This window comes from Pseudoalteromonas sp. 68 DY56-GL68, from assembly GCF_041414825.1.
In the GTDB taxonomy this organism is placed as follows: Bacteria; Pseudomonadota; Gammaproteobacteria; order Enterobacterales; family Alteromonadaceae; genus Pseudoalteromonas.
The window spans coordinates 346,972-362,626 of record NZ_JAOCZL010000022.1 but is presented as its reverse complement, the minus strand read 5'-3'; the positions used below and the strand labels follow the sequence as shown (position 1 = coordinate 362,626).

Here is a 15,655-nt window from a genome sequence, read left to right as displayed (position 1 = left end):
TTTTTAGTTCCAAGATAAAATTGTGTTGTTTGCGTGGGTGATGCTGTCTGTTTGCTCAAGCTCTAAATGCGTAAGCGGCGGACGTAAATGCGGGGTATTTATTTTACCTTGCAGGTGCATCAGTACTTTTACGGGGATTGGGTTTGCCACAGCGAATAAACTTTGGATTGCTTGCGACCAATCGGTGAATAGATTTGGGTATTGACCACTTAAACTGCGTTTAACAAACTCATGGGTTTGACTCGGCCAAGCATTCGCGGCAACCGACACTAAACCTTTTGCACCAGCTTGAGCAAAATACGGCATAAGTGCATCATCGCCACTGAAAATGGCCAGTGTTGGTGATGCCGTTCTAAAACCTTCAAATTTACTAATGTCGCCACTGGCTTCTTTTAAAGCCCAAAGGTTTTTGTGCTCAGCAAGGTTTTTGATCACCTGCGGTGCAATCTCAACTGCACTTCTTCCTGGTACGTTATACAACATACAAGGGTGATGACTTGCGTTAAGTAGGCTTTCAAACCAATGTGTTTGGCCAACAACCCCAGGCTTTGCATACAGAGGTGAGCCCAATAGATAGCCATGAATAGGTAGTTGATTGCAGTATTCAACCCAAGCAATTTGTTGCTTAAGGTTCATACCGCCCACAGCAACCATGAGTGGTACTCTCGGTGCTAATTGGCAAACATGTTCAACAATGGCTTGTTGCTCTTTAAGTGAAAGCGCCAGTCCTTCACCGGTACTGCCAAGCAATAAAATGCCGTTATTTGCATCTTGCTGCTCAGCTACTAGTTGTTCAAGGGCCGTGTAATCGACCTCGCCAGATTCAGAAAATGGCGTTACAAGCGCTGTCCATAATGGATAGTCGTTTAAATCAAAATTGTTGATCATCTCTCACGAACTTATAAGGTATTCGAAGAGTTTATGCGGGAACATTTGAATGGAGCCGCATGTCGTCGTTCGAACAAGGTATAATTCGAAGAGCGAATGGGCTTAAAATAATAAAGACGCGACGGCCTTATTATACTAAGACCAGAAGCTCTCCACCAAACTAATCAATAGCACTTTGCTATTGTTGGTGACAGTCGCTGGGATTCAGCCCAGTCGCCCGAAATAAGCACCTCACAAACGGTGTTACTTCTCGGCGTTAATTCCCCTCACGTATGATCAACAGAGTCTGTGCTCTTCCCATACGCTACCTGAATAACGCACCTCTTCCAGCCCTTTATGCTCGCTTTAAAGGTTAAAGCCAACATAGTTAAATAGGGTATATTCGGCGATTAAAGCATTTTAGCCATCTAGGTGTCAAGGCGAAGGATTTGTTTTTAGTGACCGATTTTGCAACATGGTTACGTATAAGCGTGTTTTTACGTACACTTAGCGTTAACCAAATAAATTGGAAAAATGATGGAAAAATTTAACGATATTTATCAACGAGCCGTATTTCGAAAGGGCAGCGAAGACATGCTGCAGGCACTGTTATCAAACCCGCTCGATGATACTGATATTGCCAAAATGCATGACGATTTATGGTTAGAAGAGTTCACACGTAAAGTTTTTCAAAGTGGCTTTTATTGGTCTGTTATCAATAACAAGTGGGCAGGTTTTCGCGACGTGTTTTGGGATTTCAGTGTAGAAAAGTTGTTGATGATGCCACCGGATATGCTTGAGCAAAAAGCCAGTGACGAGCGAATTGTTCGTAATTTTAAAAAAGTACAAACGATTCCTGAAAATGCGTACATGATCCACGAAGTTGCTGAGAAACATGGCAGCTTTAGCCAATTTATTGCGGATTGGCCAACTGACAATATTATTGGCTTGTGGGCCTATCTTAAAAAACATGGTGCGCGTTTAGGAGGGAATACTGGCCCTTACGCTTTGCGAGCGCTTGGTAAAGATACCTTTTTACTTTCTCGCGATGTAGAAACCTACTTGCGTGCCCACGAGTTGATAGACGGGGGCTTACAAACTAAAAAATCGTTACAAGCAGCGCAAGACTTCTTCAATGAATTACAACAGCAAAGTGGCTATAGCCTGCAAGCACTCAGTCAGCTTGTGGCCTATGGGGTAGGTGATAACCGCGTAGGTGTAGCCACACGTTAAGGACAGTTATGAAACTGCAAACTCGATACACAGATATTAGTGAACTGCTCGCTATTGAAGATATGCCTAGCGCCGTTGCTAAGCCGCAATTACTGCTGTTTAATGACAAGCTCGCTGATAATTTTGCGATTAATCACGACAGCGAATTTTTAGCTAAATTGCTATCTGGTTCAGCGATAGAGAACGCCGTGGCACCGGTTGCACTTGGTTACTCAGGTCATCAATTTGGTCATTTTTCACCGCGTCTTGGTGATGGCAGGGCGCATTTGCTTGGCGCTATTACAGATAAAGATGGCACATTGTGGGATGTGCAATTAAAAGGCGCAGGAGCAACAGTGTTTTCGCGCGGTGGTGATGGTCGCTGTGCCATTGGCCCTGCAGTGCGTGAGTACATTATGAGTGAGGCGCTTCATGCGCTAGGTATCGCGACTACGCGCTGTTTAGCTGTGGTGACTACTGGTGAAACGGTATATCGAAATCCTCCTCGACCTGGTGCGGTCGTCACGCGTTTAGCTAAAAGCCACATCCGTGTTGGTTCATTTCAATACTTAGCAACACAGGGTGATATAGAAGGGTTAAAAAAGCTTGTCGATTACGCTATCTGTTGTCATTTTCCTGAAATTAATAGCACTGGAGAACAGCGCCATATCGACTTTTTAACAGCTGTGCAAGACAAGCAAATTGAGTTGATAGTAAGTTGGATGCGAGTCGGTTTTATACACGGTGTTATGAATACTGATAACACCTTGATAAGTGGTGAAACCATTGATTATGGTCCTTGCGCTATGATGAACAACTTTGATTTTGATACTGTGTTTAGCTCAATTGATCACCAAGGGCGCTATGCATTTGGCAATCAGCCGACGATTGCTAATTGGAATTGTGCGCGCCTAGCTGAAAGTCTATTACTTTTATTTAAAGACGAAAAACAAGCGCTTACAGACCTTTCGACGGTTATAAATAGTTTTTCAACTCGGTTCAATGACGCCTTTAATTTTATGTGGCAAAAAAAGCTGGGCTTAGAAAGCCTAGAAGGAGATGATCATATACTTGTTTCTGAATTGTTGACGTTAATGAAGCAACATAAATTGGATTATACCAACACATTTAATCTTTTGACTGAGTCATTACAGTCTCCGGTAACCATACCTGCCAATATAAAAGAATGGTATAAAAAATGGTTTTTAAGAACATCTACTCAAAGTTATAAAACGATGCGTGCTGTTAATCCTGCAGTCATTCCACGCAACCATAATATCGAAATGATTATAGGTGAATATGAGAACTCTGGAAAAAGCGCTTCACTGGAAGCATTTTTGAAAGTGATATCAAATCCTTATATTTATAAAGCTGAAAATACACATTGGTACGAGCCTCCTAAGGAAGATGATGCGAATTATCAAACTTTTTGTGGAACTTAAAAAATTCCAGAAAAGGCTGATTGTTAGCTACTGTGCCTAAGTGTAATATTTAACACCTATGCTAAGAAATATGACTGAACACTTTTTATATATAAGTTAACGCACCTAGTTATTAAGTCTATTTTTTAGTTAATTTATAGTCGTTGTTAATTAACAATAATAACGAATTGTTAATTTGAACGACGATTTAACTATAGTATTAGGTAAGTTTTATATTATCACCTATAGTTTCTAATGACCTGAATCAAACTATGATTTGAGTTAGTAGTATAACCTGTTACCTATTAAGTATAGGTTAACAAATCGAAGAGTATTCTGCTTATAAAATGGGCTGGGATGACTTAGCTGAAAATTTTAATTGTGAAAATGGGAAGGAAACAATGAAATTAAAATCACTTACTATGGCGATCGCATTAGCTGCAACTAGTGCATCAACATTTGCTGCAGAGAAAGAAGGTTTTTATATCGGTGTATTCGGTGACTACTACGATGCATCTTGGATTGCAACAGATTACTCACCTAACGTGAGAACTGGTTATGCAACAGGTTTCGGTGCTGAGATTGGTTACCGATTCTCAGATTACTGGAGCGCTCGTTTAGAGTACGCTGATGGAAATATTGATACTGAACACCTAATCACGGGTGATAAGTACGACATGGACATGGATAGATACGGCATCGACATGCTGCACCATTTTTCTGGTGGTCCATTCTACGGTGTGTTAGGTCTTAAAGAAATTGATGTGTACGAGAAAAGTACATTTGCGAATATTGGTCTAGGTTACCAGCACTTTGTAACTGAGGGTCTATCAGTTAACTTTGAAACATCTTACTACAGAGGTTTAGAGTTCAGTGAGTCAGACTTAAATGCTAAGTTTGGTGTAAGTTACTTATTCGGTCAATCAAGCGAGCCAGCGGCACCTGTTGAGCCAGCTCCAGTTGTTGTTCAAGAGCCAACAGATTCAGATTCTGATAACGATGGTGTAATTGATGCTGATGACCAATGTGCAAACACGCCGATGACAGACGCTGTAGATGCAACGGGTTGTACTTTGTATGAAGAGAAGCCAGTAACAATTAGCCTACTAGTTAGCTTTGCTCATGACTCAGCGGCTGTTCCACAACGCTACTTTGATGACATTGCTGAAGTTGCTACCTTCATGAAGGAAAATACAGACGCAACGGTTGTTTTAGAAGGCCATGCTTCAGCAGTAGGTGATGCTGAGTACAACATGACTCTATCTAAAAAGCGTGCTGATGATGTTGCTGATGAATTAATCAAAGATGGCATCTCTGAAGATCGTATTTCAACAAAAGGCTATGGTGAAGAGCGTTTGAAGAATGAAGCAAACACTTTAGAAGCTCACGCTGAAAACCGTCGTGTTGAAGCGCAACTAACGTCAACTCAACGTGTAAAAGTTATGCGTTAATAGTGAGTTGTAAGTTTTGAGAAACCCAGCCATATGGCTGGGTTTTTTTATGCCTAAAATAAGAATGATTCTTACTTAATAAATATTCATCTGAATAGCTTTTTTTTTAACTACTATTCATGTTATTTATAGTGAATATAAAGTGCCTAACCGCAGCATGGATTTTCATCTATACTTAAAAGCTTTATAATCAATCGTCAGAATACTATAAGTACTGGGTTATATATTTGGTATTTAGTTTAATACTACCGAGTACTTTCACGTCACCAAGAGGGCAATATTGTGCTACAAGAATATCGTAAACACGTAGAAGAACGTGCCGCGTTAGGTATCGTACCAGCGCCATTAGATGCTCAGCAAACGGCTGATCTTATTGAACTAATTAAAAATCCACCAGCAGGCGAAGAAGAGTTTATTCTTGATCTTCTTGTTAACCGCGTACCACCAGGTGTTGATGATGCAGCTTACATCAAAGCAGGTTTCTTAGCTGCAGTTGCAAAAGGTGAAGCGAGCTCTCCATTGGTATCAAAAGAAAAAGCTGCTGAGCTACTTGGTACTATGTTAGGTGGTTACAACATCGCGCCTATGATTGATCTTTTAGATGACGCAGCGTTAGCACCAATCGTTGTTAAAGGTTTATCAAATACATTATTAATGTTCGATGCTTTCTACGATGTAGAAGAAAAAGCGAAAGCAGGTAACGAATTTGCTAAGCAAGTAATCGAGTCTTGGGCAAATGCAGAGTGGTTTGTAAATAAGCCAGCTGTTGCTGAAAAAATCTCAGTTACGGTATTCAAAGTAACTGGCGAAACAAATACAGATGACCTTTCTCCTGCACCAGATGCATGGTCTCGCCCTGATATTCCACTACACGCTTTAGCAATGCTGAAGAACGAACGTGATGGTATCAACCCTGAAAAACCAGGTGAAGTTGGTCCAATCTCACAACTAGAAGAGCTTAAAACGAAAGGTTTACCTCTTGCATACGTTGGTGATGTAGTTGGTACGGGTTCTTCTCGTAAATCTGCAACTAACTCTGTACTTTGGTTCATGGGTGATGATATTCCTCACGTACCAAATAAACGCGTTGGTGGTGTATGTTTAGGCGGTAAAATTGCGCCTATCTTCTTCAACACAATGGAAGACTCTGGTGCATTGCCAATCGAACTTCCTGTTGACGAGCTAAACATGGGCGACCAAATCGATATCTTCCCATACGAAGGTGTTGTTAAGCGTCACGGTACTGATGAAGTAATCTCTACTTTCTCTTTAAAATCAGACGTAATTCTTGATGAAGTGCGTGCTGGTGGTCGTATTCCACTAATCATCGGTCGTGGTTTAACGGATAAAGCGCGTGCATCACTAGGTATGGAAGCTGAAGATATCTTCCGCAAACCTGCTCTTGTAACTGATTCTGGTAAAGGCTTCACATTAGCTCAGAAGATGGTTGGTAAAGCATGTAACATGCCTGGCGTACGTCCTGGTCAATACTGTGAGCCGAAAATGACCACTGTTGGTTCGCAAGATACAACAGGTCCTATGACGCGTGACGAACTTAAAGATCTTGCTTGTTTAGGTTTCTCTGCAGACTTAACAATGCAGTCTTTCTGTCATACATCAGCTTACCCTAAACCAATCGACGTAAACACTCACCACACACTTCCTGATTTCATCATGAACCGTGGCGGTGTATCACTACGTCCAGGTGACGGTGTAATCCACTCATGGTTAAACCGTATGTTATTACCAGATACAGTAGGTACTGGTGGTGACTCGCATACTCGTTTCCCTCTAGGTATTTCATTCCCTGCGGGTTCAGGTGCGGTAGCATTCGCAGCAGCAACAGGTGTAATGCCTCTTGATATGCCTGAGTCAATCTTAGTTCGTTTCAAAGGTGAAATGCAGCCAGGTATCACACTACGTGACCTAGTTCATGCTATCCCTTACTTTGGTATCAAAGAAGGTCTTCTAACAGTTGAGAAGAAAGGCAAAATCAACGAATTCTCTGGTCGCGTACTAGAAATCGAAGGTGTTGAGCACCTAACTGTTGAGCAAGCTTTCGAGCTTTCTGATGCATCAGCTGAGCGTTCAGCGGCAGGTTGTACAGTTAAACTTTCTAAAGAGTCTATTGCTGAATACCTAGAGTCAAACATTGTAATGCTTAAGTGGATGATCTCTGAAGGTTACGGCGATGTTCGTACTATTGAGCGTCGTATCACCGCAATGCAAGAGTGGTTAGCGAATCCTGAGCTTATGGAAGCGGATGCTGACGCAGAGTACAAACATGTAATCGAAATCGACCTTGCAGACATCAAAGAGCCAATCCTTTGTGCGCCAAATGACCCTGATGATGCACGCCTTCTTTCAGACGTTACGGGCGAGAAGATCGATGAAGTATTTATCGGTTCTTGTATGACTAACATCGGTCACTTCCGTGCTGCAGGTAAACTACTAGATGGTTTCAGTGGTCGTATCCCAACTCAACTTTGGGTTGCACCACCAACGAAGATGGATAAAGATCAACTTACTGACGAAGGTTACTACGGTATCTTTGGTCGTGTAGGTGCACGTATCGAAACTCCTGGGTGTTCACTATGTATGGGTAACCAAGCGCGTGTTGCTGATAAAGCAACGGTTGTGTCTACCTCTACGCGTAACTTCCCTAACCGTCTAGGTACTGGCGCAAACGTATTCTTAGCATCAGCAGAGCTTGCTGCAGTAGCAGCAATCTTAGGTAAACTTCCTACACCTGCTGAGTACCAAGAGTACGCAGCTAAGATCAATGCAACGGCAGCTGATACTTACCGTTACTTAAACTTCCACCGTATGCCTCAGTATACGAAAAAGGCAGATGAAGTAATCATTCAGCAAGCTGTTTAATAAGTAAATAGCGTATTTTGACTTAAAGCCCGCATTTTTGCGGGCTTTTTATATTTTAGATTAAATTTTCATTATTTTGACTTTATCGATCTTAAAATTGATCAATAACTGCATTGAGTTTACATAATAACGCAATATTTTCCCTTCAATTGCATTAAAATCCTCGCCAATATTCTCAACATTTAAGGCGAGATCTTTATGACTACATTAAACAACCAGAACCTCTTACAACTTCGCTTTGTAAGCCAAGCACATATTGACGCAGTAAAGCCTTCTTTTGCTAACCTTCCTGCTAATCCATACGCAGATGGTGAATTTCGTAAGCGTCGTTATTCAGTAATTAAAGTTGTTGATGGCGAACTAAAACTACAAGCAACAAAAGCATTCGTACAAGACGACTCAATCAATACCTTTCAAGGTAATGTTGAGCGTACTTATGAGAACTTAGAAGATAGCTTATTAGCCACTGATGGCATGAAGCAAATCGTTAATCAGTTCCGCGATATGACGGGTATTAGCGATGACCGCGATATTGAAATCCATCAATTCAGAATGCTTGCGATTGACAGCGACACACCTGCTGCGCCAGAAGGTGTTCATCAAGATGGTTTTGATCACGTGTGTGTATGTGGTGTATCGCACGAAAACTTAGAAGGTGGTGAGCTACTTGTTTATGAACACCAGCAAGCAGAGCCATGTTTCAAAATGGAAATTAAAGACGGTATGTTCGCACTGATTAATGACCGTGAAGTATGGCACAACGCTACACCAATGAATAAATTAGACGCAAGCAAAGAAGGTTACCTTGATTGCTTCGTACTCACTGCGTAAGGGTATAGTATGAACTTAACGCAATTACGTCGCCAATTTCCTGCACTTATGCAACAAGTCGCGGGTCAGTCGCCGGTTTTCCTTGATGGCCCTGGTGGCTCGCAAGTGCCACAGTCAGTTTTAAGTGCCATGACTGCTTATTTGGGTTACTACAACTCAAACTTAGGCGGTGCATTTTTCTCAAGTGATAAAACTGTTGAGCTAATGGCAAATGCTCGCCAAGCCGCAGCCGATTTATTAAATGCGCCAGCTAAAGAGCAAATCGTGTTTGGTGCAAACATGACAAGCTTAACGTTTAGCTTTAGCCGTGCAATTTCGCGTGATTGGACTGAAAATGATGAAATTATTGTCACGAATGCTGATCACTTCTCAAACGTTTCATCGTGGCAGCAAGCTGCTGAAGATAAAGGTGCGACAGTAAAAACAGCGCTTATCAACGAAGCTGATTGCAGCTTAGACATGGCGCACTTTGAAAGCCTTTTATCTAGCAAAACAAAGCTTGTTGCAGTGACGTATGCATCAAACACCACTGGTTCAATTAATGACATTAAACGCATTGTTGAGCTTGCTCATGCCGTTGGTGCGTTAGTCTATGTTGATGCCGTTCATTACGCACCTCATGAGCTGGTTGATGTACAAGCGCTTGATTGTGACTTTTTAGCGTGCTCTGCATACAAGTTCTTTGGTCCTCACCTTGGTATTGTATATGGTAAACGCGAGCACCTTGAAGGTTTCACACCATACAAAGTTGAACCTGCAAAAGATGTTGTGCCAGGTCGCTGGGAAACCGGTACACAAAGCTTCGAAGCCCTGGCTGGCCTTATTGCTGCGGTTGATTACATTGCTGCAATTAGTGAGCTTGATGACAGTCATTCACGCCGAGAAAAGCTCGCTGCTGCATTTGCTATCACTAAACAACACGAAATGTCACTCAGTAAGCATTTCTTAACTCGCTTAGCAGATTATCCACGTATTAAGTTATTTGGTATTAATGATTTGGCGCGTTTAGAAGAGCGTACACCGACTTTTGCTTTAACGTTTGAAGGTATCGAGCCGCGTATCGTGTCTGAATTTTTAGGCAAACAGCATATCTGTGTGTGGGATGGTAATTTCTATGCACAAGGTTTATGTAAGCAGCTAGGTGTATTAGATACCGGCGGTGTAGTACGTATTGGTTGTATGCATTACAACACTATTGAAGAACTCGATCAGGTTTTCGATTTATTTGATCAGTTATTAAAGATGTAAACACGTTACTAGTTAGCTATCAGAATGTCGTTTCTGATAGCTAATATAACAAGTTTACGACTGCGGCTGTCCATAAATTTGTTCTGCGCGGTTGAATAAAATCCACGACGTTAAAATATACTTATCATTTGAAATGGGCTTGTTGCCACGGTGAGTATGCGTGAAGTAACCTGGCGCTATTACCATAGAACCTTGTTTTGGTGATATTTTACGTTGTTGATAGTAAAACTCTGTTTCTCCACCTTCTTCGACATCATTTAAGTAAAACATAAATAACAGCACACGATGCAAGGCTTCGTTATGGCCAATTTGTGGGTATACCTCACTATGCCAATACGGGTAGCCACCTTTATTAATGTCGTACTTTTGTGCCTGAATAGGACCCATTCTAAAAATTTGCTGGACTAATAATGGCAGTTGAGGTTTACCGACTTCCTCATAGTTATCTTGTGTTAAATCAACTGGTTTTCCTGTTTTGGGATGATACACTTTCAACCCAAAGGCACCAATCATCATGAATATGTGCTCTTCAATGTATTTAAAGACGTAACCAGCAGTAACTTGCTGAATGTGTTTTAATTGTTCAGCATATTCTGGGTGATTACTCAGATATAAGTCATGACTATCTTTCTTTGCTAAATCGATGCCGCCAGAGGTCATGCCCTGCTTTAAATGCGCGCTTTGTTCAAATAGCGTGATAAAGTTGTCGCAAAATTCTTTACTAAGGGCGTTTTCGTATACACGAATAAAGTCCGTCATGAGCTACCTTTTATTTATATTTTTTATAGGGTTACTATGTTTACAGAAAAAATCTCGCCTCGTTTTAGCGAAACGGATGTTCTAGGGCACATCAACAATACCGTACTCCCCGTATGGTTTGAAGCAGCGCGTGTCCCTATTTTTAAATTTTTTACACCTGATTTAAACCCTCACGACTGGAAATTGATTATTGCTAAGGTTGAAGTCAGTTTCGTCGGCGAGCTTTTTTACGGCCATGAGGTTGAAATAAAAACAAGCGTGGAGCATATCGGTTCAAGTTCATTTGTAGTGAGGCAAGAAGCTTGGCAGCAGGGCACATGTTGCGCAGTCGGTAAAACAGTGTTGGTGCGCTATGATTTTAATAATAAATGCTCAAAAAAGCTTGATGAAGATGAAAAAACGGCACTTGCAGCACATTTATTCGCTTCAGAGTAGGGCATTTATGCCGACATTCTTTAGTGCTTGAGGTAATATACGCGCTCATTATTTTGAGTCCGTATTTCTGGGTTACATGCAATGCTGTTAATGATTGATAATTATGATTCGTTTACCTATAACTTAGTGCAGTATTTTCAGCGCTTAGATCAAGATGTATTGGTAAAACGAAATGATGAAATCAGTATTGCTGAAATCAAGCAGCTCAAGCCTGAGCATATTGTGCTTTCACCTGGGCCTTGCTCTCCCAACGAAGCTGGTATTTCACTTGAGGTTGTTGAACAATTAAAAGGCCAGTTGCCAATTTTGGGAATTTGTCTTGGTCATCAATCTATTGCACAAGCTCTTGGAGCAAAGATCATTCGGGCCAAGCAGGTGATGCATGGTAAAACATCCGTTATTCAGCATACCAATCAAGGTGTTTTTACTGGGCTTGAAAACCCGCTTCGCGTGTGTCGTTACCACTCTTTGGTTGTTGATAAGCAAACATTACCCAATGAATTGACGGTTACCGCATGGACTGAAGTAAACCATGATTTAGACGAGATTATGGGCTTAATGCATCGTAACTTAGCGCTCGAAGGGGTTCAGTTTCACCCCGAGGCAATTTTGACAGAGCAGGGACTTGAACTACTTGCTAACTTTTTAACTCGCTTCTAATCTTAAGTTTATTGAATTAACAATTATGAACGAAAAAACGCCTGTGCAAATAACTGAAAAAGATCGCCAACAAAGGATTGCAATGATGCTCGACGAGCGTGCGCATGACTTATTGCTTGGTCATAGTTTTGCACAACGTCAAATTGGTTATATTCATACACTTGAAATTGACTATGGTGAAAAAATCGAGCAACGCACTTTATTAGAGGTGGAAGTTGCCGCTCATAAGAAGCGACAGAAATCCAGCACGGCCCATCATAAATACCGCGCACAAGCGAGTAAGCAATTACACCAAGTTATCGAAACGGCAATGAACAAGCAGCTTGAGGATATTGATTCTGTTATCCATGAAACAATTGGTATACAGGATGCTGTTCCAGCAATTATTGATATCCTCGCTGTAAAATCGGCTTCTGTAGGGCGAATTGAGCCTTTGGTACAAGACTTATCTTGGTTAGGGCGAGAGTTGGTCGCGCTTGTTAATTTGCCTTTTTATCGTAAGCAACGCAGTAAAAATACATCAGTTAAGGTCGATAACCCGTTATTAGCACTACGTTATATTGGGTTGGATAATTTAAAGTTTGTTGTGCCTACGTTTGCTGTACGTCATTGGATGCCTCATAGCACTGAACCATTTCCATTGTTAAAGCGTCGCTTACGTGATAATTCGATGGCGTGTGCGATTGCAGCGCAAGAGATAGCAAAGTTGAATGACGTTAATGAAGAACAGGCATTTACTCTTGGCATGCTAATGGATGTAGGCAAGATTGCTTTGGTAAGATTGTACTTGCGTACATTCGAACGTGTATGGCAACGTAAAGTGACTATGGCACGTGAAGAGCAGAATAAGGATCTTCATACCGCCCTGCTTGAACTTAAACCAGACCCATTATTTTTAAGTTCTTTATTGAGTAAGTTATCAATGACGATTACTGCTAAAGTGATTGAACAAATGGCTTTTCGTTATTTGCCTTTCAAAGCGGTCATGGAGCAACTTATCTCGCCACATCCGATTAGCGATGAAAGCTTACCTTTAACTCGTGTTATTTTAAAAGCACGATGTTATGCACAATTTTTGAGCTTGAACGAACATCAGTTAGTTGAAAAAGACGAAATTCAGTCTTGGTTTACGTATTTTGGTTTTACTCAAACAGAGCTAAAACATCTGGCTAAGTGCAATTTTGAGAATTTCAATATCAAAATAAATTAAAAAAATTAACATTTTTTTTGCGACTATTCATTCATAGTTGAGTTCAATTCATCAACAATGTTTCGCTAATCTATATAAGCTTGCCCTCCTAGTATCGCGCCTTTTTCTTGTAATTTACTGATAAAATCACTTTCAAATACTTATTCACTATCTATGAAAAAATATCTCAAGCCCTTTATTTTCAAGGGCTGCATGAAAGTTTTCTAAGAGACAGATGGCAAATTTTCTGAAATAATGGATGAATGAAAATTGAACCAAAGAGTAATTTTGGTGATTTTGCGCTAAGCTCAATCGGCTCATTAAAAGGGCTTGTTTTTTACTCGCTAGTGCCATCTTACTCTGTGTGTGCTTACAATTATGAGGATATAAAATGACAGTCAATCGCGAATTATTTGATCAAGTAATGGTTCCAAACTACGCACCATCAAGTGTTATTCCAGTTCGAGGCGAAGGCTCTCGCGTGTGGGACCAAGAAGGTCGTGAGTTTATCGACTTTGCAGGTGGTATTGCTGTTAACTGTCTTGGCCATTGTCACCCAGCTCTAGTAAATGCATTAAAAGAACAAGGCGAGAAAATTTGGCATCTATCAAATGTAATGACCAATGAGCCTGCACTGCGTCTTGCTAAAAAACTGACTGACGCTACGTTTGCAGAAAAAGTGTATTTTGCTAACTCGGGTGCAGAAGCAAATGAAGCGGCGCTTAAATTAGCACGTCGTTTTGCACTTGATAACTATGGTGAGCAAAAGTCACAAATTATCTCATTCAATAAAGGTTTCCACGGCCGTACATTCTTCACAGTAACGGTAGGCGGTCAAGCCGCATACTCTGATGGTTTTGGTCCTAAGCCGGGTGACATTGTTCACTGTGATTACAACGATTTAGCAGCATTTGAAGCGCTTATCTCAGACAATACGTGTGCGGTAATGATGGAGCCTCTGCAAGGTGAAGGCGGTATTATTTCTCCAACTGCTGAGTTTGTTGAAGGTGTACGTGCGCTGTGTACGAAACATAATGCATTATTAATTTTTGATGAAGTACAAACGGGTGTTGGTCGTACTGGTGAGCTATACGCGTACCAAGGTCTTAATGTAACACCAGATATCTTAACGACTGCAAAAGCGTTAGGTGGTGGTTTCCCAATCGGTGCGATGATCACGACAACTGATATCGCTAAGCACTTAAAAGTAGGTACGCATGGTTCTACTTATGGCGGTAACCCACTTGCGTGTGCAGTAGCAGAAGCAGCGTTTGATACAGTAAACACACCAGAAGTACTTAATGGCGTTAAAGAAAAATCTGCATTATTCCGTGAGCTACTAACGAATATTAACGACAAGTACAATGTATTCACTGAAATCCGTGGCGAAGGTCTTTTAATTGGTGCTGTTGTTACTGAGCAATTTAAAGGTCGTGCAAAAGAATTCTTAGTTGCTGGTACAGAAGAAGGCGTTATGTCTTTAGTTGCTGGTGCAGATGTTGTTCGTTTCACACCGTCACTTGTTATTCCAGAAGCTGATATCCGCGAAGGTATGGCTCGTTTCGAAAAAGCAGTGGCTAAAGTCGTAAACGGCTAATTATCCAACTGTCATTTCAGGGCAAGTATTTGCTTGCCCACATTTCTTATTTACCGTTATTTATAAGGGAGCAAGCGGACTCATGATGATCCTTCGCCCAATCCAGCAAAACGACTTTTCAGCATTAGTAAAAATTGCTGATGAATCAGGCCATGGCTTTACGTCTTTGCCGAATAATGAAGAGTTGTTACAAAAGAAAATTGATCACTCTGTAAGCTCGTTTGCAAAAGCTGCATCGCAACCAGGTGATGAAGGTTACTTGTTTGTTCTTGAAGATAGCGAAACCGGTGAAGTGGTTGGTACCTCAGGTATCGAAGCGGCGGTTGGCTTGGATGATGCGTTTTATCACTATCATTTGAGTAAGGCAATTCATTCATCGCGCACACTGAATGTTTACAAAGCGGTTGATATTCTTACGCTATGTAATGACTACACAGGTGCAACAGAGCTTTGTACTTTGTTTTTAAAAGATGGTTACCGTAAAAATAATAACGGTAAGCTTCTTTCAAAAGCGCGTTTTATGTTTATTAATCAACATAAGCAACGTTTTGCAGAAACAGTTATTGCAGAAATGCGCGGTGTTTCAGACGAAAATGGTGAAAGCCCATTTTGGCAATGGCTAGAAGAGCACTTTTTTTCAATGGATTTTCCGACTGCTGATTACTTAACAGGTATTGGCCAGAAAGTCTTTATTGCTGAGTTAATGCCTAAATACCCAATTTACGTCAACTTACTGAGCAAAGACGCACAAGCAGTTATTGGGCAAGTGCACGACAACACACGTCCAGCCATTGAACTGCTTAAAAGTGAAGGGTTTACCTTTAATGGCTATGTGGATATTTTTGATGCAGGCCCGACAGTGGAAGCAAAAGTAGATAATATCGCTACCATTCGTAACGCTAAAACACTTAGCGTAGAAATTGGTGAATGCCAAGGTGAAACTACCGCACTGATAGCAAACGATAAACTTGTCGATTTTAGAGCGACTGTAGCGCAAGTTAATTTGCCATGTGATGCAGATACAATCACATTATCAGCAGAACTTGCAAAAGCACTCCACCTTAATGCAGGTGACAGTGTATCAGTTGCCGCACTTTAAATTTAG

General features: G+C 41.1%; 13 protein-coding genes and 1 riboswitch. Of the genes, 11 read left to right on the top strand and 2 right to left on the bottom strand.

The genetic code is table 11. The features are described 5' to 3' along the window. Positions 1-3 precede the first annotated feature (3 nt). The gene (dapA, locus tag NYF15_RS18830) at positions 4-888 is read right to left on the bottom strand and encodes a 4-hydroxy-tetrahydrodipicolinate synthase (protein WP_130151503.1); all 885 of its coding nucleotides are present in this window, start codon (positions 886-888) and stop codon (positions 4-6) included. Positions 889-1,025: 137 nt separating this feature from the next. Next, a riboswitch (Lysine riboswitch) is annotated at positions 1,026-1,222 on the bottom strand. 182 nt (positions 1,223-1,404) lie between these two features. Here dapA and NYF15_RS18825 point away from each other — a divergent pair. The 6 genes from NYF15_RS18825 to NYF15_RS18800 all read left to right on the top strand — a co-directional run bounded on the left by NYF15_RS18825 (position 1,405) and on the right by NYF15_RS18800 (position 9,910). Continuing rightward, a complete protein-coding gene (locus NYF15_RS18825; protein WP_371354366.1) occupies positions 1,405-2,100 on the top strand; it encodes a DNA-3-methyladenine glycosylase I in 696 nt (231 codons plus the stop codon). Between the two features lie 8 nt (positions 2,101-2,108). Then, the gene (locus NYF15_RS18820) at positions 2,109-3,521 is read left to right on the top strand and encodes a YdiU family protein (RefSeq protein ID WP_371354365.1); all 1,413 of its coding nucleotides are present in this window, start codon (positions 2,109-2,111) and stop codon (positions 3,519-3,521) included. Between the two features lie 380 nt (positions 3,522-3,901). Continuing rightward, complete coding sequence (locus tag NYF15_RS18815; RefSeq protein WP_130151506.1) at positions 3,902-4,951, top strand: OmpA family protein; 1,050 nt, start codon at positions 3,902-3,904, stop codon at positions 4,949-4,951. A 282-nt stretch (positions 4,952-5,233) separates the two neighbouring features. Next, entirely contained in the window at positions 5,234-7,831 is a 2,598-nt protein-coding gene (acnB, locus tag NYF15_RS18810; protein ID WP_371354364.1) for a bifunctional aconitate hydratase 2/2-methylisocitrate dehydratase, read from the top strand. Between the two features lie 198 nt (positions 7,832-8,029). Then, positions 8,030-8,662: a 2OG-Fe dioxygenase family protein gene (locus NYF15_RS18805; RefSeq protein ID WP_130151508.1), complete on the top strand. Its 633-nt coding sequence runs from the start codon at positions 8,030-8,032 to the stop codon at positions 8,660-8,662. A 9-nt stretch (positions 8,663-8,671) separates the two neighbouring features. Further along, positions 8,672-9,910 carry a cysteine desulfurase-like protein gene (locus tag NYF15_RS18800; RefSeq protein WP_371354363.1) on the top strand — a complete coding sequence of 413 codons (1,239 nt, stop codon included), beginning with the start codon at positions 8,672-8,674 and terminating at the stop codon, positions 9,908-9,910. Positions 9,911-9,964: 54 nt separating this feature from the next. Here the strand turns inward: NYF15_RS18800 and NYF15_RS18795 are convergent, their stop codons facing one another. Further along, entirely contained in the window at positions 9,965-10,669 is a 705-nt protein-coding gene (locus NYF15_RS18795) for a 2OG-Fe(II) oxygenase (RefSeq protein WP_130151510.1), read from the bottom strand. Positions 10,670-10,705: 36 nt separating this feature from the next. On the opposite strand from NYF15_RS18795, the gene NYF15_RS18790 reads away from it, so the two are divergent. The 5 genes from NYF15_RS18790 to astA all read left to right on the top strand — a co-directional run bounded on the left by NYF15_RS18790 (position 10,706) and on the right by astA (position 15,649). After that, entirely contained in the window at positions 10,706-11,104 is a 399-nt protein-coding gene (locus tag NYF15_RS18790) for a thioesterase family protein (protein WP_130151511.1), read from the top strand. An 81-nt stretch (positions 11,105-11,185) separates the two neighbouring features. Further along, positions 11,186-11,764 (top strand): aminodeoxychorismate/anthranilate synthase component II, encoded by a 579-nt coding sequence (locus NYF15_RS18785; RefSeq protein ID WP_130151512.1) that lies wholly within the window; start codon positions 11,186-11,188, stop codon positions 11,762-11,764. Between the two features lie 49 nt (positions 11,765-11,813). Next, positions 11,814-12,974 (top strand): HDOD domain-containing protein, encoded by a 1,161-nt coding sequence (locus NYF15_RS18780; protein ID WP_130151748.1) that lies wholly within the window; start codon positions 11,814-11,816, stop codon positions 12,972-12,974. 370 nt (positions 12,975-13,344) lie between these two features. Further along, positions 13,345-14,550 carry an aspartate aminotransferase family protein gene (locus NYF15_RS18775; protein WP_237119852.1) on the top strand — a complete coding sequence of 402 codons (1,206 nt, stop codon included), beginning with the start codon at positions 13,345-13,347 and terminating at the stop codon, positions 14,548-14,550. Between the two features lie 82 nt (positions 14,551-14,632). Then, the gene (gene astA, locus NYF15_RS18770; RefSeq protein WP_130151514.1) at positions 14,633-15,649 is read left to right on the top strand and encodes an arginine N-succinyltransferase; all 1,017 of its coding nucleotides are present in this window, start codon (positions 14,633-14,635) and stop codon (positions 15,647-15,649) included. Positions 15,650-15,655: the final 6 nt, after the last annotated feature.